Origin of the sequence: Halorientalis pallida, from assembly GCF_004118325.1 — an archaeon.
Lineage (GTDB): Archaea > Halobacteriota > Halobacteria > Halobacteriales > Haloarculaceae > Halorientalis > Halorientalis pallida.
Map to the genome: position 1 here is coordinate 146,771 of NZ_RDFA01000001.1, position 19,905 is coordinate 166,675.

Below are 19,905 nucleotides of genomic sequence, written 5' to 3' on the forward strand. Positions count from 1 at the left end.
ATGATCGAGGTCCGGGACCTGCGAAAGGAGTACGGCGGGTTCACCGCCGTCGAGGGAAGCACGTTCTCCGTCGACACGGGCGAAGTGTTCGGGATCATCGGCCCCAACGGTGCCGGCAAGACGACGACGCTGAAGATGCTCGCCGGCCTCCTGGAACCGACCGACGGCGACGTCTCGGTCGCGGGCCACGACGCCGGAACCACCGAGATGCGTCGAAAGCTGGGCTTTCTCCCCGAGGAATCACCGCTGTACGAGGAGATGACGCCCCTGTCGTACCTGCACTTTTTCGCCGACCTCTACGACGTGGCCGACGGCGTCGCGGACCGGCGTATCCACGACACGCTCGACGAACTCGACCTCGAACACCGCGACCGCCAGCTGGGCGACATGTCGAAAGGGATGAAACGGAAGGTCGCCATCGCCCGGTCGCTCATCAACGACCCCGACGTGCTGGTGTACGACGAACCCGCCAGCGGCCTGGACCCGCTGACGACCAACTACGTCATCGACTTCACGAGCGACCTGGCCGACCAGGGCAAGACCATCGTCTTCAGCGCCCACAACCTCTATCACGTCGAGAGCATCTGTGACCGGATCGCTATCATGAACGAGGGGCGCGTGGTCGCACAGGGCCCGCTCGAAGACCTCCGGGCCGAACACGGTGAGACGGAGTATCACGTCTTCACCACCGTCGAAGTGCCCGGCAGTGTGCAGGAGAACGGACGGTATCGGAGCGTCGTCGAGTCCATGGACGGCGTCGATCGAATTCGGACCGACGCCCAGGACGCGGACGGGTCGGTGGTCGACATCCGAACCGAGGAGTCCAGCCTGGAAGAAGTGTTCCTCGATCTGGCCGAGTCGGGGGCCACACCGTGAATCTCCGGACACTCCTGCGGATCGCACGCTGGGAGGTCACGAAGAACGCGGGCGGTGTCGACCGCCGGACGGTCGTCGTCGGCGCGCTGGCACTGCTGGCCGTCGGCATCGCCGCGCCCTACGCGGCCACCTCCGGCGTGGCCGTCGACAGCGGCATCTACCGCGTCGGCGTCACGGACGACAGCCGGTACTACGACGTGGTCGACCAGGACCCGACGTTCGCCGTCCGGGACCAACGCGCCGACCTCGGTGACGAGGTCGAACTCCGGATCGACGGACTGGCCATCGACGCCGCACCCACCTCGAAGGCCGCGGCGGCACAGACGGAGTTGCGCTCCTCGGTCAGAGCGTACAACAACCGGCAGATGCGCCAGGAATCGAACCAGTCCGCCGCCTTCCCGGTTCGCGTCTCCCTGGGCTACACGGAGCGGGCACAGGTCAACGAAATCATCGCCACCGGCGACGGGCCGGAGTCGACGACCGACGACGAGCCCACGGCCGACGGCACCGGCGCTGGTGACGGTGAGGGCGACGGCGGGACCGGTACCGCCGACGGCAACGGGAGCGACGGGACGGCCGGTGGTGCCGGCGGTGGCGGTGAGAACATCGACGACGTGGCCGGTGGTGCCGGCGGCGTCGGCGGCATCGCGGGCCGACTCGCCGGCGGCAACACCTCCGGGACTCCGGCGGACATCGCACCACCCTTCCCCTTCCAGTCACTGGTGCTGGCCTTCCTGTTCGTCCTCCCGCTGAACTTCATCATCCAGGCTTACGGGAGCACGATGCTCTCCGAACGGCTCAATCGTCGGGGTGAACTCCTGCTGGTCGCACCCGTCTCGCGGTTCGACATCATCGGCGGGAAGACGCTGCCGTACCTGAGTGCAGCTATCGGCATCGCCGCCGTGATCGCCGCCGCGCTGGAGTTCCCGGCGGTCGACCCCCTCTCGGTCGCCACCTCGGTACTGGCCGTCGTGCCAATCGCCCTGCTCTTTCTGTCGGCGACCTTCCTCGGCGCGATGTTCGCCCGCTCGTTCAAGGAGTTGACCTTCGTGACGGTCACCGTCACCGTGTCGCTGACGACCTACGCGTTCGTGCCCGCCATCTTCACCGACGTGGGTGCAGTCGCGCTCATCTCGCCGCTGACCATCGTCGTCCGCAACCTGCAGGGCCAGGCCGTGGGACTCGGCGAGTTCGCGTTCTCGCTGGTGCCACCCCTGCTCACCGCGGGCGTCCTGTTCGGCCTGGGCGCGGGCATCTACCGCGAGGAGGACATGTTCACCCAGCGGTCGATCCCGCTGAAGGCGCTGGACGCGCTGGCGGCCCGGGTCCACGGCAAGTGGTCCGTGGCCGCGGTCACCGCGATCCTCCTGCCGTTCGTGTTCGTTACCGAACTGGTCGGCGTCGCGACGCTGTTCGCCATCCCGAATGCCCTGTCGATCCCCACGGTGCTGGTCGTCGTGGTCGTCGTCGAGGAGTTCGCCAAGTCGCTGCACGTCTACGCCGGGTACGCCCACGACCGGTTCGAGGCGGGCCTCGGGCCAGCGCTGGTCGTCGGCGCGTTCTCCGGAATCGGCTTCTTCGTCGGCGAGAAGCTCACGCTGCTGGCCCAGCTCGTGGGACTCCCCGACTCGGTCGTCGAAGGGCAGGCCGCCCTCGCCACCGGGACGGGCATCCCCTCGCTTCCCATCGCGATCGGGTTGCTCCTGGCACCCCTGGCCCTGCACGTCGTCACCGCCGCCATCTCCGCGGTGGGGGCGAGCAAGACCAGACGCACCTACCTCGCGGCGGTCACGCTCTCCATGGCGATCCACTTCGCCTACAACTACACGGTGGTGAGCATCAGTGGCCTCGTCTGACCCTCGCGTCGCCATCGGGCGACGCGACCTGGCCTCGCTGTCCCGCGAGAAGACCATCGTCCTCGCCCTGCTCATCCAGCTGTTCGTGGCGGCGTTCTCCTCGTTCCTCGTCGTCGGCCTCACCTCGCTGTACGATCCGGGAGCCTCCGCCTCCGGCGAGATCGACATCGGCGTGACCGGCGAGGCAAACGAGAGCCTGCTGCGGGCCATCGAGGACACAGAGGGCGCGGAGGCGGTCGTGTACCGGAGCAACGCCACCGCGTTCCAGGGGTTCCAGAACGGCGCGGTCGACGTCGTGATGATCGCGACGAGACAGCCGGACAGCCGCATCTCCGTCCAGGCCACCGCGCCGGAGGGCAGTATCAAGACGACGCTGATCGTCGTCCAGATCCGGGAGGTCCTCCAGACCTTCGAGCGCCAGCAACGCGACGCCCGCGAAGCGTTCCTCGACGACCCGCCGGTGCCCCTGCCCGGCGAGGTCTCGGCCAGCCCCTACTTCGGGTTCACCTACACCATCCTCCTGCCGCTGCTCCTCTTCCTCCCACCGTTCATCAGCGGCTCCGTCGCCGTCGACGCGATCACCGAGGAGATCGAACGCGGCACGCTCGACCTGCTCCGGGTCGCGCCCGTCGATCTGGTGGACATCGTGGACGGCAAGGCCGCCGCCATGGCCGTGCTCGCGCCCGTGCAGGCGCTCATGTGGATCGTCCTGCTATCCTTCAACGGCATCAACGTCTCCAACGTGGGGCTGTTGCTCGTCACGGTCGCCGCGATGGCGGCCATCGTCGTCGTGGTCGGCGTGACGCTTGGCCTCGTCATGGGCGAACGCCGGTCGGCGCAGTTGCTCTACTCCATCGGCGTGCTCGGACTCTTCGCCTCCGCCGTGTTCCTCCCCGAACACCCCGCCACCACGGTAGCGAAACTGGCCGTCGATAGTCCGACGACGACGACCTACGTGCTGGTCGTGGTCTACGTGGCGGTGGCCGTCGGGCTGTACGGGCTGGCGCGGCGGTACACGCGGGGGCTGGACGTGGAGTCGTTGTAACCGCGAGGTCGGCGACCCCACCGCGTCGGGGTAACTTTTTGCACCGGCCGTGCGACCGCCCGCCATGGAGTACACGACCCTCGGATCGACGGGAATGGAGGTCAGCCGGCTCTGTCTCGGGTGTATGAGTTTCGGGGATGCGGACTGGCGCGAGTGGGTGCTCGACGACGACGAGGCCCACGAGATCATCGACCGGGCCATCGACCTCGGGATCAACTTCTTCGACACGGCCAACATGTACTCGACGGGCGAGTCCGAGCGCGTCCTCGGCGACGCCTTGGAGGGACGCCGCGAAGAGAACGTCGTCGCCACGAAGGTCTTCTTCCAGATGGACGAGAACGATCCCAACTCGGGTGGGCTCTCGCGGAAGACCATCGAGCAGGAACTGGACGCCTCGCTGGAGCGCCTTGGCATGGACACGGTAGACCTCTACCAGATCCATCGCTGGGACTACGACACGCCCATCGAGGAGACGCTGCGCGCGCTCGACGACGCCGTGCGGCGCGGGAAGACCCGGTACGTCGGCGGGAGTTCGATGTGGGTCCACCAGTTCGCCGACGCTCTGCACACGAGTGAGCGTCTGGGCCTGGACGAATTTAGCACGATGCAGAACCACTACAACCTGGTCTACCGCGAGGAGGAGCGGGAGATGTTGCCCTACTGCGAAAAAGAGGGGATCGGGGTCATCCCGTGGAGTCCGATGGCGCGGGGCTACCTCACACGACCGCACGAGGACGTGGACGCCACCGCCCGCGGGGAGAGCGAGGAGTACCTGTACGAACACCCCTACATGGAGAGCAGCGGGCCGGAGATCAACCGGCGGGTGCAGGAACTGGCCGACGAGTACGACGTGACGATGGCTCAGATCGCGCTGGCGTGGGTTCTCGACAAGGACGTGGTGGACGCGCCGATCGTCGGCACGACGAGCGTCGAACACCTCGAACAGGCCGTCGAGGCGCTCGACGTCGACCTCGCGGAGAGCGACGTGGCGTGGCTGGAGGAGCCGTACGAACCGGTGCCGGTGTCGGGCCACGAGTGATGTCGGTCTGGTACGACCAGTCCGGCGACACGCCGGTCGAGGACGTGCCGGCCGACTACTACCCCACCGGCTGTGGCTCGTGGTTCGAGATCCCAGAGGGCCGGGACACGGGCAAGCGGTTGTTCGTCCGGGACAGCGTCCACGGCGACGGCCGTATCGAATCGGGCCGGAGTTCCGATGCGGACCCCGATCGAACCGTCGTCTTCGTCCACGGCAATCCCGAGTGTAGCTACACGTACCGCCACGTGATCACGAACCTGCTGAACGGGACGGCGGAGACGGTACGGATCGTCGCCCTGGACCACGTTGGGTTTGGCCTCTCGGACACCGCCGACTACGAGATGGTCTGTATGGACCACGCCGAGAACCTCGCCAGCCTCGTGCCGGCGCTCGACCTGGAGGACGTGACGCTCGTGGTCCACGACTGGGGCGGTCCCATCGGCGTCGGGGCCTTCCTCCAGTACCCGGATCTGGTCTCGAATCTCGTAATCTGCAACAGTACCGTGCTCCCGATGCCGGCCGACCGGCCGACGTACACGACGTATCCGGCGCGGTGGTTGCCATGGGCGCGGACGCCGGACGTGATCCCCGACGCCCTGTGGGGCGATCTGTCGGCGTACGTCCTCTTTCACGCCTCCCCGACGCACCCGGTCCGACTCTACGCCGAGTGGGCGCGCTACGCCGCGGCCCGGCGGCTCGGCCTCTCACCCGCGCGAGACCCCGACGCACACCGCGTCTTCCGACAGCAGTTCCGCGACCCGGTGAACGTCCGCAGTTCCAAGCGACTCGTGCGACAGACGCCGTACTGGGGGCACGGCAACGTCTACGACGAACCGGATCTGGGCCAACGGGATACCGGTCCCTTCTACGAACGGATCCGGCGCTCGCTCGGCAAGACCTGGGGGCCACGCGGGCGGGAGATCGGCGTCCGGGCGGTCGTCGGCCGCTGGGACCCTTGCGGGAAGCCCTCCGTGCTGGGGCGCTGGCAGGAAGCACTCCCGCAACTGGCGGGCAACGTCACCGCCTTCGAGGACGTGGGCCACTTCGTCGAGGAGGAACGACCCCGCGCGGTGGCGTCGGCTATCCGATCAGCCGCCGGGCTCTGAGTCGGCCGGCACGTCCGCCTGCTCCCCGTCGGCGTCGGTCTGTTCGTGCGTGTGGTGGTAGAACCGCAACATCGCGCGACCGCCGCGGCTGGTCGGCTCGAAACAGACCCGGCGGTACCGGTCGTTGTCGAGCAGGTTCACCATCACGCCCTCGTCGTGGACCGACACCGAGTCGTAGGCCGTCTCGCAGACGGGACACTCGACGGGGGGCTCGTCCGGAACGTCCATCGTTCGTAGTGGGGTCGCCGATCACTCAGGCGTTTTGCTCGAACCGGTGTTCGAAGGTGCCCGTCGCAGTGAACTGCCCGACGCCGAACCCCGAGAACGTGGCGAGGGCGTCGACGGTCAGGTCGAACCCCGCCACCTCCGCGGCGGTGTCGGCCAGGAAGTCGAGCGTGACCGTCCCGATCCCCTGCCGCCCGAGATCGTCGACCGCGACGAGCGTCCGGGACGGATCGTCGGCCCGGCTGAACGTGATCGGCGGCCACGAGTCACCCGACGGCCGTTGCAGGTAGAGCTCGACGGCTGTCTCCAGGTCCCCGGCCGGCGCGCGGAGTCGATAGCGGAGTCGTTCGGCCCGGAGATCACTGTCGTGGGACACGGACAGCCGAAACCGTCCCTCACCGTCCTCGGGAACGAATCCACGTCCGAGCAGGCTCATCGTCGCGACCGTCTCGCCGCCACGGGCGTACTCCAGATGCGTCTCCGCACCGTCACTGCTGCGTGTCGGCCCGGAGAGCGCCGTCGTCCCCGCGACCGGTTCACCCCCGACCACACACCCCGCCAGCGGGAGCGAGAGCGCGCTCCCGAGCGTGACGAGCACCCTCCGTCTATCCATGCGGCCCCGTTTCGGCGGCACTGTCAAGACCCTGTTGGCGAAGGACCGCCCGTCGTCGCCTCACCGGACCGACTCGGCCACGTCCCGGATCGTCCCGTAGTCCTCGTCGCTGTACGCGATGACGCGCACGTCACGCAGGCTGGAGGGCACGAACGATGCGATCTCCTCGCAGATGATCTCCGCCCCCTGTCGGAGCGAGAAGCCCGCGACGCCGGTGCCCAGCGCCGGGATCACCAGCGTCTCACAGTCCAGCAGGTCTGCCTCTTCGAGCGTGTTCCGGGTCGCCGCCCGGATCGAGTCGGCCGTCGCCTGCCCGCCTGCCGGCATCGCCGCCGCGTGGATCACGTACTCGGCGTTCAGATCGTAGGCGTCGGTCGTCGCCACCCCGCCGAGATCGACCGGCCCCTTCGAGACGGCCTCGTCGTTCAACTCGTCGCCGGCGGCCCGGCGGAGCGCGCCCGCGACCCCCGATCCCATCCGCAGGCCCGTGTTGGCCGCGTTGACGAGGGCATCTGCCTCCTGTGCCGCGATGTCACCCTGCACGACCTCCAAGTCCATGTGCGGAGTGTGGAGTGCCAGCCCGAAAAATCAATCCCAGAACGACTGGGTGCGCGCGTACTGTCGCTCCTGGGCGAGAATGTCCCGGTAGAACTCCTGTTCGTCCGCCCGGAGTTTGCTGATGATCCGGGCGGCGTTGTGCGGGCCCACCCCGCGAGCCGCCAGCGCGATCACCGCCTGCTTCCCGTGACTCTGGACGAGGTTCGCGGCCTTGTACGCCCGCTGGGTCTGTTTCTCCTGCTCGTCGTCTTTCTCCGGCTGTTTCACCGCCGACACCACCTCGTCGGCCCATGGGTTCAGCGCGGCGATGCGGGTCGACCCGCACTGGGGACACTTCGGCTGGTCGGAGACCCGGGAGACCTGCCGTTTGGTCTCCCAGTCCTGGCAGTGGAGACAGAAGAGGAGGACGCGGTCGTTCTGGATGCGCTCTTTGACCGTCTGGATGACGCTGGCGTCGGCGTTCTCCGGCGCGAGCAACTCCTGGCCCGACGAGCGCCCGCCGAGCCCGACCGGCGTGCGCTCGGCGACCGTCTCGATCCCGATCTCGCCGCGCTGGATCGCCGCCAGCACCTCGCTGGCCCCCTCGACTGCTAGCTCCTCGTGGAGCAACTCCCGCAGGGCCTCGTCGTAGATCGGCGTGTCTTCCAGCGCCTCGAGCAGACGGCGCTTCCCGAACCCGCCGCTGGAGCCGCGCTGGTAGCTCTTGAGCGCGCCGAACTTCGCGGCGACCTGTGCGAGTTTGAACTTCAGCGCGTCGGCGTTCTTCAGCGAGAGTTCGACGATTCCGGCGACGTGTTCGGGCTCGGTCTCCCGGAGCGTCGCCAGCACGTCGTTGACGGTGATCCCGCCGGGCACTTCGAGTTCGATCCGATAGGGGTCGATCTCCATCCCGACCGACGAGCCCGTGCGCTGGCCCAGCAGGGCCGAGAGGACGCGCCCGAGGGTCTCGTTGATCGTGTGCCCGAAGTGGGCGTTCAAAACGACCTCGCGGCCGTGAGATTCGACGAGGATGCGGTCGCCCGAGGGGATCGGCGCGTCGTGGCGAGCCAGCTGGTCGAGCGCTTCCCCGATGGTGTACGCGTCGGCGGGATATCTGCGCGTGAGGTCCCGCGCTACGGCGTCGGTCCCGACCGCGCCGTCGAGTTGGCTCCCGCCCACCTCGCGGACTTCACCGACCTCCTGTGCGACCTCGTAGGGCACTGGAATCTCCTGGCCGATCCAGGAGGGAACCTCGCCGGCAGGGTCCTCGACGGGTGTGACGAGAACTTCCTCCTCCTCTTCGTCGACCTCCGTGATGCGCCACATCTCGCCGCGCTGGATGAAGATCTCGCCGGGCTGGGCGAAGTTGACGACGAACCGCTCGTCGAGGGTTCCGACCTGGTTGCCGCTGGCCATGTCTTTGACCTCGAAGGTGGCCTCGTCGGGGATCATCGAGAGATTGTGGTAGAAGTACTGCCAGGTCCCGCGGCGCTTCTCGATGCGGTCCTCGTTCTCTTCGAGCCAGACCACGCGATTCTCCGCCAACTCGCGGACGACGGCCTTGAATTCGTCCTCACCGAGGTCCCGGAACGGGTAGGCCCGGGTGACGATCCCGTACGCCTCCATCGCCGAGATCTCGCCGAAGTCCATGACGAGGCCGGCGATCTGGTTGGCGACGGTATCGAGACTCCCGTGGTGGATGTTCGCGGGCTCCACGTCGCCGACCTGGGCCTGCCGGGCGATGGCCAGCGTCTCGAACGTGTCGTCCGGGCGGGTCGTGATCACCGTGCCCGACGAGATCTCGTCGCGGCTGTGGCCCGCCCGCCCGATCCGCTGGAGGAGCCGAGAGACCTGCCGCGGGCTCTGGTACTGGACGACGTGGTCGATACTCCCCACGTCGATCCCCAGTTCCATCGAGGAAGTGCAGAGCAATCCGGAGAGTTCGCCGGCCTTGAACTGATCTTCGACCTCGATCCGGGCCTCCTTCGAGAGCGAGCCGTGGTGGACCTCGATGTCCGTCCCGAGTTCTTTGAACCGCGAGCCCAACGCCTCGGCGGTCTGTCGAGTGTTGACGAACACCAGCGTCGACTCGTGGGCCGTGACGATCTCGTCGATCGCCCGGACGTGACTGGCCACGTCCACATCGGTCATCAACTCGCTGGCCAGTCGCTCGTCGTCGTCGGTCACCCGCGGTTCCCGGACCTCGATGTCGAGTTCGCTCCCCACGTCGACCTCGACGACCGTACAGCCCCGGTCGCCCGTGAGGAACTTGCCCACTTCCGCCGGATCGCCGACGGTCGCGGACAGCCCGATCCGCTGGAACGGTCCCGAGACCTCCCGCAACCGCTCCAGCCCCAGCGTCAACTGCGCGCCGCGTTTCGAGGCCGCGAGTTCGTGGACCTCGTCGATCACGACGTGGGCCACGTCCTCCAGCGCGATCCGCAACTTCTCGCCGGTGAGCATCGCCTGCAGCGTCTCCGGCGTCGTCACCAGCACGTCCGGGGGGTTCTCGGCCTGCTTCTGTCGCTGGTAGTCCGTGGTGTCTCCGTGGCGCACGTCCACGTCGAGGTCCAGTGTCTCACCCCACCACTCCAACCGGTCGCGCATGTCGCGGTTCAGCGCCCGCAACGGCGTCACGTACAGCGCGCCGATGCCGAACGTGTCCGTGCCCTCCAGCGCGTCGAACACCGGGAGCATCGCGGTCTCGGTCTTGCCCGTCCCCGTCGGCGCGACGATGAGGCCGTGGTCGCCAGCGACGAGGGGCGGTATGGCGCGGCGCTGTGGCTCCGTCGGTGTCGAAAAGCCCCGTTCGGAGAGTGCCGCGCGGACCGCCGACCCGAGTTCGGCGAAGGCCGCCGCCGACCCCGATTCTGCCATCGCCCTCGCTAGCGGTTTCAGCCGATTAAGCACACCGTTTTTGACGCTCCGGTCGTCGTCGGCCCTCAGACCTGCCGGTACGCACCGAGTCGCGTCCCGTCGAGCAGGTAGGCCTGCCCGGCCGACAGTCCCGCCGGCAGGAACGGTGCGAGGAAGTCCTGCCCGGCGACGTTGATCCAGGTGCCGCCGGTCAGATCGTTCACCGACGGGAACACGACGAGTTCGCCGTCGATGGTGAGGTCGGCGTCGTGAAACGCCTCGAAGGGGTGGGGATCGAGCGAGCCACGGAGCCACGCTCGCTCGGCCCGTGCCCCGCCGACCTCGTCCTCTAGCCGGACCATCGGATGTTCGTGCCCCATGCAGACCACATCCGCGGCCAGCACGTCCGGCGACGGCCAGGTGTGTCCGTGGACGAACCCCACGTCGCCCAGCCTGACCCCGTGGCCCGGCGTCAGGTCGACCCGCGCACGGCCGTCCAGCAGGCCCCCGAGGTCACCGTCGTGATTGCCCTTGACGACCACCACGGGCACCGAGAGTGCGTCCAGCAGCGCCTCTATCTCCTCGCGCTCCTCGCCGCCGGGGTCACCGATGGCGTGGCCGAAATCACCGAGGACGACCAGTCGGTCGGCGTCGGTCCGGCCGAGCAGGTCGAGCACCGTCTCGCGCCGCTCGGCGGCGCGGCTGCGGAGTTCCACGCCGTCGTAGCGCAGGCCGACTTCGAGGCCGGCGTGGTAGTCGGCGATCACCAGCGCCCGCCCGTCCGGCAGGTCGGCGACGGCGGCGGGCTCGCCGGGCACCGGTTCGACCGCCATCAGATGGGTTTCAGCGTCGCCTCGTCGGGCTCGTAACAGCGACCGTCCATCAGCGCGTCCTGCACGGCCTCCTCGACCTCGCCGGGGTCGGCCCCTGCGCTGTCTGCGACCTGCTCGATCAGGGTCTCGCGGTCGGCTCCGTCGCCGTCGTCCAGATCCCGCATCGCGTCCATCACGGCGTCTTCGAGGTCCACGTCCTCGGCGGGTTCGGCGGCGGTCTCCTCGCTCGTCTCGTCCGTTCCGTCGGCCTCGCTCGTCTCCTCGGCATCGACCGCGGCCGGGGACTCCGTGTCCGTCTCCGCCGCGACGTCGGCGGGCTCCTCGGTCGTTTCGGGTTCGGCGGTCTCGGTTGCGGGCGCGCCGTCACCGGTCGGGTCCGCCGGCTCTGACTCCGCCGCGGGGTCGGCCTCTGCGGGTTCCGGATCGGGCGTCTCGATGTCGGCCTCGCCGGGTTCGCTCACTTCCGTCCCGGTCGAGAAGTCGGTGCCGTACTCCGCTTCGATCTCCTCGCGTTCCTCCTCGTCGAGTTCGAACTCGCCGGGATCGAAGTCGCCAACCTCCTCGTCGTCGGTATCGGCGTCGTCGACACCACCGCTGGAATCGAAGTCACCGATGTCCTCGTCGGCCGAGTCGGTGACGGGCTCGGCGTCGGGCGTGGAGGTTTCGGCCGGTTCCGGTTCGGTCTCGGCGGGCTCGGTGGCCGGCTCCGCCTCGACTGGCTCCGCCGGCTCCTCGTCGGTCTCGACGCCGGCCGTCTCGGTGCCGGCGTCGCCGGTGGCGCGCTCCGCTTCGGGCTCGTCGGTCGCCGCGGTCTCGGTGTCGACGGTGCCGGATTCCGTGGTTTCGGTCGGTTCGGTGTCCTCGGTGGGTTCGGTGGTCGACGCGACCCCACCGGAGTCGGCCGTCTCGGTCGGTGTCTCGGCGTCCGGCGCTGCCGTCTCGGTCGGTTCGGTCGTCGGGCCGGCCGAGATCTCCAGGCCGTCGAGGTCGGCGACCGTGACAGTGCCCTGGTCGCCGGGGTCGGTCACCAGCCGGTCCACCTCGTCGATATCGCCGGAGACCACGCGGGCCGCGTCCAGCGCGGTCCCCCGGATCGCGTCGAGGTAGGTCGGCGTCGTCCCGTAGTGTTCCAGCGCGAGCGCGGTTCCGGCGGCCAACCCCTCGTCGACGCCGCTGGCGATCAGGGCGTCACTGAGGTCGTCACCGCGTCCCTCGCGGGAGAGCGCGCCGGCCATCGTGGCGATTCGGTCGAGGGTCCGCTCGGCCGTCGCGACGGTCCAGCGGTCGCGCGTCTCGGCGTCGACCTCGTTGATGCTCTCGGGTCTGACGGAGGTGTACACCGTATCGGAATCGTCGGGCTGGAAGGTGCGGGCCTTCCCGGTGAGCGCAACGAACGTTGGCGGTTCGGCGCGGTCGAGGAAGGCCATCTCGTCGGGCTGGTACTGGCCGGCGTAGGCCACGAACGCCCCCGTGGGGTCGACGATACGGGCGCGGAGCACGTCATCGTTGACCTGTTCGACCTCGGTGAGGACGCCGACGACGAACAGCCGGTTGACACGCGCCCCGCTTGGCGTGACGACGTAGTTCGGCGCGCGCTCCTCGTCGCTCTCCGAGTACGAGAAGTCCGCGTCGTCGTACTCGGCGGCGAAGATGCGGTAGGCGACCTCGCGACGACCTGCGCCGCCCTGGTCGGAGTCGTCTGTACTCATCCGTCCACCTCCGCCAGCAGGTCACGCGCACGCTGGGCGGGGTCGTCGGCGCTCTGTGCGAACGCGGTCGCGTCGAGGTTCGCCCCGTACTCGTCGACCGACAGCGAGCCACGCACCGCGTACTCGTGACCGACGACGCGCTCGGCGATCCTCTCGGCGACCACCGATTGGTCCATCGCGTCGCGGGCGTGCGCTTTCGCGTCTTCCAGTCCGCCGCCGTACACCTCGGCGGTGAGTTCGTCGTCCAGCACGACGGTCACGGTTCCGGTGCCGTCGTCGAGGATAGCCTTCGTCCGCAGGTCGTCCTCGCCCTCGACCGCGCCGTGACTCCGGCACTGCCCTTTCTGGATGACTCGGCCGCAGTCGGGACAGCGCTCGATGAGCCCCGAGCCGTCCCGGATCGAGATGACGTTGCCGACGAGTTCCACGTCGTAGGCCCCGCCGCGTTCGACGGCCTCGCGGATCGGCAGTCGCTCGGGGTCGTCCCGGGCGTCGACGCCGCCTGAGAGCTGCTCGGCGCGGGAGAACTCCGAGAGGTTCACCGAGGGCACGCCGCGGAACTCCCGGACGTAAACGTTCTCGATGCGGAGCGAGGCTCCCGCTTCGAGTTCGGCCCGTGGTTCCCAGTCGGTGAACGGGAGGCGGGCGCTCTCGTCGGCCAGCGTCCCGCTGAGGATCTCGGTCTCACCGTCGCGCCCGTCGATGGTCTTTTGCTCGCACTCGACGACCTGCACTTCGACGTTGACGCCGCGGTCACCGGGCGACAGCGCCGAGAGGTCGGCGTCGCCGCCGACGGGGTGGTCGACGGCGAGAGCCTCGTCGACCCGGGTGAGGGTCGTACTCTCCCCGAGGTTCAACTCCGGTTTGCCCTCCCACTCGCGGACGCCGGCGTTGCCCATCTCGACGACTTCGCCGGCGTCGAGGTCGAAGTCCTCCCACGCGGTGTAGGAGATCTTCCCCGTCTCGTCTGCGAGTTCGCCCTCGAAGATGACGTGGTCCTCGCCGCGGTAGTGGATTGGCCGTTTCCCCACGGTGAGGATGCGGGCGGTCACCGTGACGTTCGAGTCGTCCGGCGACACGTCGGCCACGTCGACGGCGCTGGGTGCGCCGGTCGAGCCAGTCGAGCCGTCGCCGTACTTCCGGCGGAGGCTCTGCTTGGCCTCGTCGACGGGCACGCTGTAGCTCACCAGGTTCTCAAGGTCGGATTTGACCTCCTCTTTGTCTACGCCGAGGTCGGAGGCGAGTTCCTCGGCATGGTCGTCTAACTCCATGCCCGCCCGTTCGGGAGGGTGGGATAAAAATCGTGGCGTGCCCGGGCGCGCGCTGTGGACGACCAGCCCCGCCTCACCGCAACGACCGTCAGGCTTGTATCTGCGGTCTGAGAACGACCCTCGATGGCACGGAGAGACGACGACGATCCCGGTGACGAACCGTTCGAGGCGGAGCTGGCCGAGGTAGCGGAACAGGACGAGCCCACCATCGAGTTCTACGGTGGGAAAGGGGTCAGTGCGCTCCCGATCGGCCTGTTCATCGTCTGGGCCATCGTCCAGAGCGGCCTGTTCGGCATCTCTGACACCACCGGCCTCGTGATCGGGATGCTCCTGTCGCTCATCGTGGGCATGCTGTTCGTCCGCGGGAACTGGAAGAGCTACGCGAACACGATCTTCGAGGGGATGACTCAGCGCGTCGCCGCGACGGCCATCGTCGCCTGGCTGTGGGCAGGGATGTTCGCATCGACCCTGCAGGCCGGCGGCTTCGTCGACGGTCTCGTCTGGGCCGCGAGCGCGCTGGACATCGGCGCCGCGCTGTTCCCTGCCGCCACGTTCATTCTCGCCGCGTTGCTCGCGACCGGCATCGGTACGGGCTACGGGACCGCCGTCGCCTTTACCACCCTCTTCTTCCCCGCCGGCGTCCTCCTCGGCGCGAGCCCCGTCCTCGTGTTCGGTGCGATCCTCTCCGGTGCGGTGTTCGGCGACAACCTCGCGCCCGTCAGCGACACCACCATCGTCAGTGCGGTGACCCAGGACGCAGACATCGGGGGCGTCGTCGCCTCCCGGTTCAAGTACGCGATCGTCCCGGCGATCATCGCGTTCGTCGCCTACATCGTCGCCGGCAACCTCATGGAGGGGATCGAGGTCGCCGGCCAGGCCCGAGAGGTGTTCGTCCAGAGCGCCAACCCCGCCGGGCTCCTCCACCTCGTCTCGATGGGCGTCGTGATCGCCAGCGCCGTCCGGGGCCGCCACATCGTCGAGGCGATCTCGTGGGGCCTCATCGTCGCCGTCGCGTTCAACCTCGTGTTCGACCTGGCTGGACCCGCCGAGATGCTCCTCTTCCGCGCGCCGGCCCGCTCGGGCGTCGCCGACGCGGTTTCCTGGCTCCCCATCGTCGAGGTCGCGGGTTCGGGCGAGTCGGCCGGCGTCGCCGGCAGTCTCTACAGCGGGGCCGCTGGCTTCTTCCCGCTGATCGTTCTCACCTTGCTGATCGTCGCCGGCGCACGCATCATGATCCGAGGTGGCGGCTTCGCCGCGCTCCAGGATTGGCTCCTCTCCCGGGTCGCCACGACGGTCACCCGCGCCGAGACCACGATGGTGCTGGGGACCGCGGCCGTCAACGCGATGATCACGATCAACACCGCCGCCGAGATCGCTATCGCGCCGTACATCTCGACCATCGGCCGGCGGTTCAACCTCAACGGCTACCGTCGCGCGAACATCCTCGACGCCAACACCTCCGCGCTGGGGTACATCTTCCCGTGGGCCGGCGGCGTGCTGGTCGGCGTCGCCGCCATGCAGGGCCTCCCCGACCAGTACGCCTGGTTCGAACCCGGCATGATGGTCAATCCCGTCGCCGTCGTCCCCTACGTGTTCCACGGCTGGCTCCTGGTCGCCATGTTCCTGTTCGCCGCCTGGACCGGCTTCGGGCGTGAATACGTCGCCGACCGCGAGGCTGGGGAGGTGGAACGCGCATGAGTTCACTCGAAAAGTTCCTGGCCGGCTGGCGGTTCCGGTCGCGGAGGCCGACCTTCGAACCGGGCGCGGAACTCGTCGCCTACGTCACCGACGCCGACGGCGGAACCAGCGTGCTCCGGATCGGTGACTCGCGGCTCGAACTCGACGAGTCGGTTCCGGCCGACACGCAGGTCCGGGTCCGAGTCACCGCCTTCGACGAGGAGACCCACCGGGGCGAGGCGGACCTGCTGGACGTACTGGGGACCGCGACGTTTTGAGTTCAGGCAGTCTCGCCGGCTGTCCCCGGCCCGCCATCGTCCGTCGGGCCCTCGGCGGTGGCCGCGCCGCGGCGGTGGCGCCGGTACCGCGAGCCCAGCACGGTGACCAGCGCGCCGAGCCCGAACAGGACCGCCAGGGGTTCGACGACCCCACCCACGACCGGCAGGAGCTTCAGGGCGAACGCGGCCACCAGGCCGACGAGCAGTGCGAGCCAGCGGTTGTCGACACCCAGCCGGTCGGTCACCAACGTGCCGAGCGCGTACCGGCCGTAGATCGCCCCGGTCCAGGCCACCGCGAGGAAGACGAAGATTCCGAGAAAGGAGATGGGAAGTCCGACGACCGTGAGTGCGATGGCCACGAGCGCGACGGGGGTACCCACCAGCGCGAGCAGTCCCACACCGCCGCTTTTCAGCGGCGCGTCGACCGCGCGGTCGGCGACGGCCCGCGAGAACTCCGGGAACACCAAGAGCAGGATCACGCCGAGTGCGGCGTTGACCAGCAGGAAGTACACCGAGAACACGAGCGAGGGGATCTCCGGTCCGGGAGCGGCGGGTCCGCCGCCGACGTCTCCTCGCTGGACCGTGCCGCCGACGACGGCACCCGGCGCGCGCTCCAGCGTCTCCCCGTAGGTCACGTCGCCGCCGACCGAAGCCGTGTCGGTGAGCCTGAGGAGGCGCGAACCGGCGTTGACGTCCCCGTCGACGCGTCCGGCGACGGTCACCGTCTCGGCACCCGCATCGAGGTTCCCGCCGACGGTCGCGTTCGGCAGTACGACGACGGTTCCGCTGGCGACGGACACGTTCCCGTCGACGGTTCCGACGATCCGGACGTTGCCGGCGACACCGTTCAGATCGCCGGTGACGGTACCACTGATCACGACGGACCCGGCGAAGGCGTCGAGATCGCCGTCGACGGTTTCGTTCGCCTCGACGACGACCGATCCCCCGGTCCGGGTTTCGGCCGCCGCGGTTCCCGGCAAGACCGACAGCCCCAACAGGACGAGCAGGACAGTGAGGAGGGCGATACGGCTGTGGGATCGGAGTGCCGACATCGAAGTCACCGCTGGATACATCACCCGCCGTCCACAAAAGCCTCGCCTCGGTTCCCACGGTTCCGTAAGACGGTTGTCGCCCGGGTTTGAACGGGAGGTATGCGCGTGGTCGTCAATGCGGCGATGAGTGCGGACGGGAAGCTCTCCTCGCGGGAGCGGACGCAGATCGAGATCAGCGGCCCCGACGACTTCGACCGGGTCGACCAGTTGCGGGCCGACAGCGACGCGGTCATGGTCGGCGTCGGTACGGTGCTGGCCGACGACCCGTCGCTGACCATCGACAGCGCCGAACGCAAAGCGGCCCGCCGGGAGCGTGGCGACCCGGAGAACCCCGCTCGCGTCGTGGCCGACTCACGCATCCGGACGCCGCCGGACGCGACGGTCCTCAACGACGCAGCCCACACCTACCTGCTGGTCAGCCAGGCCGCGCCGACGGACTTCGTCGAGCAGATGGAAGAGGCCGGCGCGACGGTCCTCGCTACCGGCGACGACCGCGTGAACCTCACGACGGCCCTCGGAAAACTGGAAGGTGAAGGCGTCGAGCAACTGATGATCGAGGGGGGCGGCGAACTCATCTTCTCGCTGTTTCAGGGGGACCTGGTGGACGAACTGTCGGTGTTCGTCGGCCCCAAAATCATCGGCGGCCGGGACGCCCCGACGCTGGCCGACGGCGACGGCTTCACCGAGGCGTTTCCCGAACTGTCGTTGAACTCTGTCGAGCGACTGGACGCGGGCGCGCTGCTGGAGTGGGAGGTCTCCTGAGAGAAGATCGCGGTGTAGTTTCCGACGGTCAGTGATCGTGGCCGGTCATGTCGGCGAAGGTCTGCCCGAACCGCTCTTCGAAGAGGTCCATCGTCACGTCTTCGGCGGCCTCGACTTCCTCGCCGGGTTCTCCCTGGGCGTGGTGGATCGCGCCGTGGATGCGCTGGGCCAGCCCGATCATCGCGATGTCGCCGACGATCTGGGGGTCGGACTCGTCGCCCTCCCGGAGCATGTCCAGCAGGCCGGTCGGAATCTCGAGTTCGTCGCTGGTTCCGTCTTCGGTCTCGATGGTGAGCGTCGCAGTGTCCTGATATGCCATGACCCCCTTTGGCAGACTGGCCTAAAGCATCTGTTGGGTCCGGCAGGACCGACCAGTCACGTCACGGAGCACTACTGATGGCTCTGATCCCTACGGAGCTCTCAATATACCTGTTAGCGAGCTATTTACGGCGTGTTCGGAACGTAATTGTATGATCGGGTCCGGGATCCTGCTCGTGCTGACGCTCGCGATCACCGTGGGCTGGCTGTACGTCGAGTTGACCGACGCGCTGGGCACGGTCGACCGCGAAACGGGAAGCAGGGACGGCGACACGGACGTCGACGTGTAGACGCCTCCCGAGCCACCCCGTCGAAATCTACTTGCCCGCCGCCGACGTGTCACCGACCGTACCAGTGGTTCGCCCGCCCCGTGCGATGACCCTCCTCCTCGCGCTCGCGGTGGTCCCCGCCACCGCAGCACCGCCGCCGGAGTCCGTCTGCGCACCCTGTCAAGAGGGGCTGGAGTGGGCCGCCCATCGCCACGACATCGCCCTGGACGTGACGCAGAGCAACGCGACTATGCGGATCCACCGGAACGGCAGTGCCACCTGGACCGCCACCAGTCAGTTCGCCCCAGGAGTGCCCGACAGGTACGCCACCGGCCCGAACGAGTCCTTCGAGGACCCCTCGGCCCTGGCGCGCGACGACCAACTCGCCCGGACTATCGCCGCCGAGGCGGCCGACCACACCGACGACACCGCGCCGGAGGAGGTCCGGCTCCAGTCGGTCACCGTCGCGAACGACACGATCCGGTTCCGGTTTCTGGAGCCGACCGTCGCGCGGCAGGCCCCGGGCGGCGTCGTCCTCGTCGACGTGTTCCGTCCGGACGGCCCCCACACCGGCTGGTTCGTCGACGTGAACCGACTCCGCGTCGTCGGCCCGCCCGACACGACGCTGGCCAACGAGGTCGAGTCCGCAGTCGGCGACCACGGCACGGTCGAGACTCGGACACTCACATTCACCGGAAACGCGACCGATCCGCCCGCCCTGCCCGGCGACCGGTTCTTCCTCGCGTTCGCGCCGCCCGGACGGTGGGACGGCCCGGTAGCGACGGTCGCCATCGCCTCGGTGACCGTCCCGCAGTTCCTCCACGGACTGGTCGCGGCGCAACTCGTCGGAGCCGTCGCGCTCGCGCTGGCGCTGGGTGCAGTCCTCTGGTTCCGGCGTCGCCGCGGTGAGTCACTCGACCGCGACGCGCTGGTGCTTTGGCTGGGCGTCGCGATCTCGCTGTACCTGCTCCCAACGCGCGCGTTGTTCGGGGCAGTCTATCGGCCAGTAGGCATCTCACTCGGACCCATCCCGAACCTCGTCCGCGTGGTGATCGCTATCGCCGTCGGCGTGGGCGGCTGGTACGGGTTCGGCGTCCTTCTGGACAGCGACGAGAGTGACACCGTCGGCTCGGACACGTAGCCGAGTCTACAGAAAACGGATGCCGACACTGGATAACTGTCAGGCGTGCGTCGTGGCCTGGTCCCGTGCGTCCTTGCCGCCCTCGCACTCACGCTGGTCGCCGGTGTCGCCGCCAGCCCACAGCCTCGGCCGCTGTGTGCCGCCTGCGGATCGAGCTTCACCGAAACCGTCGCGGACAGGAACCTGAACGGATCACTGACCCACAGTACCGCGACGGTCCGGATCGACGAGGAGGGCGTGGCCCGCTGGACGGTCCGGAACCGACTCGCCAGCGGCCAGGCGGTAGAACGATTCCGCCGGAATCCGACCCTGCTGGACAGCGTTGCGAACGAAACCCTCGAACAGGGGGCCCGGACTCCCGGTCGAACGGACCGGGCCAGTCCGGAACGTCTCGGCGACGCTGAATCGCTCCGGGACGGTTACCATCCGGTTCACCGATCCC

At 68.6% G+C, this 19,905-nt stretch carries 20 protein-coding genes; 10 read left to right on the forward strand and 10 right to left on the reverse strand.

Annotated features, from left to right (window positions below):
• The 5 genes from EAF64_RS00845 (at window position 1) to EAF64_RS00865 (ending at window position 5,922) form a co-directional block, all read left to right on the forward strand.
• Complete coding sequence (locus EAF64_RS00845) at window positions 1–876, forward strand: ABC transporter ATP-binding protein (RefSeq protein ID WP_129067089.1); 876 nt, start codon at window positions 1–3, stop codon at window positions 874–876.
• On the forward strand, window positions 873–2,732 hold the full coding sequence (locus EAF64_RS00850) for an ABC transporter permease (protein ID WP_129067090.1): 1,860 nt from the start codon (window positions 873–875) through the stop codon (window positions 2,730–2,732). Before EAF64_RS00845 ends, EAF64_RS00850 begins: the two co-directional genes overlap by 4 nt.
• Window positions 2,719–3,777: an ABC transporter permease gene (locus tag EAF64_RS00855; RefSeq protein ID WP_227738847.1), complete on the forward strand. Its 1,059-nt coding sequence runs from the start codon at window positions 2,719–2,721 to the stop codon at window positions 3,775–3,777. Before EAF64_RS00850 ends, EAF64_RS00855 begins: the two co-directional genes overlap by 14 nt.
• Before the next feature lie 64 nt (window positions 3,778–3,841).
• A complete protein-coding gene (locus EAF64_RS00860; RefSeq protein ID WP_129067091.1) occupies window positions 3,842–4,816 on the forward strand; it encodes an aldo/keto reductase in 975 nt (324 codons plus the stop codon).
• Complete coding sequence (locus EAF64_RS00865) at window positions 4,816–5,922, forward strand: alpha/beta fold hydrolase (RefSeq protein WP_129067092.1); 1,107 nt, start codon at window positions 4,816–4,818, stop codon at window positions 5,920–5,922. The genes EAF64_RS00860 and EAF64_RS00865 overlap by 1 nt, the downstream gene beginning before the upstream one ends.
• Here EAF64_RS00865 and EAF64_RS00870 read toward each other — a convergent pair.
• The 7 genes from EAF64_RS00870 to EAF64_RS00900 all read right to left on the reverse strand — a co-directional run bounded on the left by EAF64_RS00870 (window position 5,905) and on the right by EAF64_RS00900 (window position 13,966).
• Window positions 5,905–6,150 carry a hypothetical protein gene (locus tag EAF64_RS00870; protein WP_129067093.1) on the reverse strand — a complete coding sequence of 82 codons (246 nt, stop codon included), beginning with the start codon at window positions 6,148–6,150 and terminating at the stop codon, window positions 5,905–5,907. The two genes, EAF64_RS00865 and EAF64_RS00870, sit on opposite strands and share 18 nt — an antisense overlap.
• 25 nt (window positions 6,151–6,175) lie before the next feature.
• Entirely contained in the window at window positions 6,176–6,760 is a 585-nt protein-coding gene (locus EAF64_RS00875; RefSeq protein WP_129067094.1) for a hypothetical protein, read from the reverse strand.
• Between the two features lie 60 nt (window positions 6,761–6,820).
• A complete protein-coding gene (locus EAF64_RS00880; RefSeq protein WP_129067095.1) occupies window positions 6,821–7,318 on the reverse strand; it encodes a macro domain-containing protein in 498 nt (165 codons plus the stop codon).
• 30 nt (window positions 7,319–7,348) lie between these two features.
• Window positions 7,349–10,174, reverse strand: coding sequence for a DEAD/DEAH box helicase (locus EAF64_RS00885; protein WP_129067096.1), 2,826 nt, complete (start codon window positions 10,172–10,174; stop codon window positions 7,349–7,351).
• Window positions 10,175–10,239: 65 nt separating this feature from the next.
• Window positions 10,240–10,986 (reverse strand): metallophosphoesterase, encoded by a 747-nt coding sequence (locus tag EAF64_RS00890; protein WP_129067097.1) that lies wholly within the window; start codon window positions 10,984–10,986, stop codon window positions 10,240–10,242.
• On the reverse strand, window positions 10,986–12,695 hold the full coding sequence (locus tag EAF64_RS00895) for a hypothetical protein (protein ID WP_129067098.1): 1,710 nt from the start codon (window positions 12,693–12,695) through the stop codon (window positions 10,986–10,988). Before EAF64_RS00895 ends, EAF64_RS00890 begins: the two co-directional genes overlap by 1 nt.
• Window positions 12,692–13,966, reverse strand: a complete 1,275-nt coding sequence (locus EAF64_RS00900; RefSeq protein ID WP_129067099.1) for a Single-stranded DNA binding protein — start codon at window positions 13,964–13,966, stop codon at window positions 12,692–12,694. Before EAF64_RS00900 ends, EAF64_RS00895 begins: the two co-directional genes overlap by 4 nt.
• Window positions 13,967–14,089: 123 nt before the next feature.
• Between EAF64_RS00900 and EAF64_RS00905 the strand changes: the two genes are divergently transcribed.
• Together EAF64_RS00905 and EAF64_RS00910 are read left to right on the forward strand one after the other, a co-directional pair.
• Window positions 14,090–15,664, forward strand: a complete 1,575-nt coding sequence (locus tag EAF64_RS00905) for a Na+/H+ antiporter NhaC family protein (protein ID WP_129067100.1) — start codon at window positions 14,090–14,092, stop codon at window positions 15,662–15,664.
• A complete protein-coding gene (locus EAF64_RS00910; RefSeq protein ID WP_129067101.1) occupies window positions 15,661–15,921 on the forward strand; it encodes a DUF7513 family protein in 261 nt (86 codons plus the stop codon). The genes EAF64_RS00905 and EAF64_RS00910 overlap by 4 nt, the downstream gene beginning before the upstream one ends.
• Window positions 15,922–15,923: 2 nt before the next feature.
• Here EAF64_RS00910 and EAF64_RS00915 read toward each other — a convergent pair whose 3' ends face one another.
• Window positions 15,924–16,973 (reverse strand): bactofilin family protein, encoded by a 1,050-nt coding sequence (locus EAF64_RS00915; protein ID WP_227738881.1) that lies wholly within the window; start codon window positions 16,971–16,973, stop codon window positions 15,924–15,926.
• Between the two features lie 99 nt (window positions 16,974–17,072).
• On the opposite strand from EAF64_RS00915, the gene EAF64_RS00920 reads away from it, so the two are divergent.
• A complete protein-coding gene (locus tag EAF64_RS00920; RefSeq protein WP_129067103.1) occupies window positions 17,073–17,735 on the forward strand; it encodes a 2,5-diamino-6-(ribosylamino)-4(3H)-pyrimidinone 5'-phosphate reductase in 663 nt (220 codons plus the stop codon).
• Between the two features lie 28 nt (window positions 17,736–17,763).
• Here EAF64_RS00920 and EAF64_RS00925 read toward each other — a convergent pair whose 3' ends face one another.
• Complete coding sequence (locus tag EAF64_RS00925; protein WP_129067104.1) at window positions 17,764–18,054, reverse strand: DUF7545 family protein; 291 nt, start codon at window positions 18,052–18,054, stop codon at window positions 17,764–17,766.
• Window positions 18,055–18,205: 151 nt separating this feature from the next.
• Between EAF64_RS00925 and EAF64_RS20690 the strand changes: the two genes are divergently transcribed.
• A complete protein-coding gene (locus EAF64_RS20690; RefSeq protein ID WP_193767528.1) occupies window positions 18,206–18,343 on the forward strand; it encodes a hypothetical protein in 138 nt (45 codons plus the stop codon).
• 85 nt (window positions 18,344–18,428) lie between these two features.
• A complete protein-coding gene (locus tag EAF64_RS00930) occupies window positions 18,429–19,463 on the forward strand; it encodes a hypothetical protein (RefSeq protein ID WP_129067105.1) in 1,035 nt (344 codons plus the stop codon).
• Between the two features lie 192 nt (window positions 19,464–19,655).
• Here the strand turns inward: EAF64_RS00930 and EAF64_RS00935 are convergent, their stop codons facing one another.
• Window positions 19,656–19,889, reverse strand: a complete 234-nt coding sequence (locus EAF64_RS00935) for a hypothetical protein (protein WP_129067106.1) — start codon at window positions 19,887–19,889, stop codon at window positions 19,656–19,658.
• Between the last annotated feature and the right edge of the window lie 16 nt (window positions 19,890–19,905).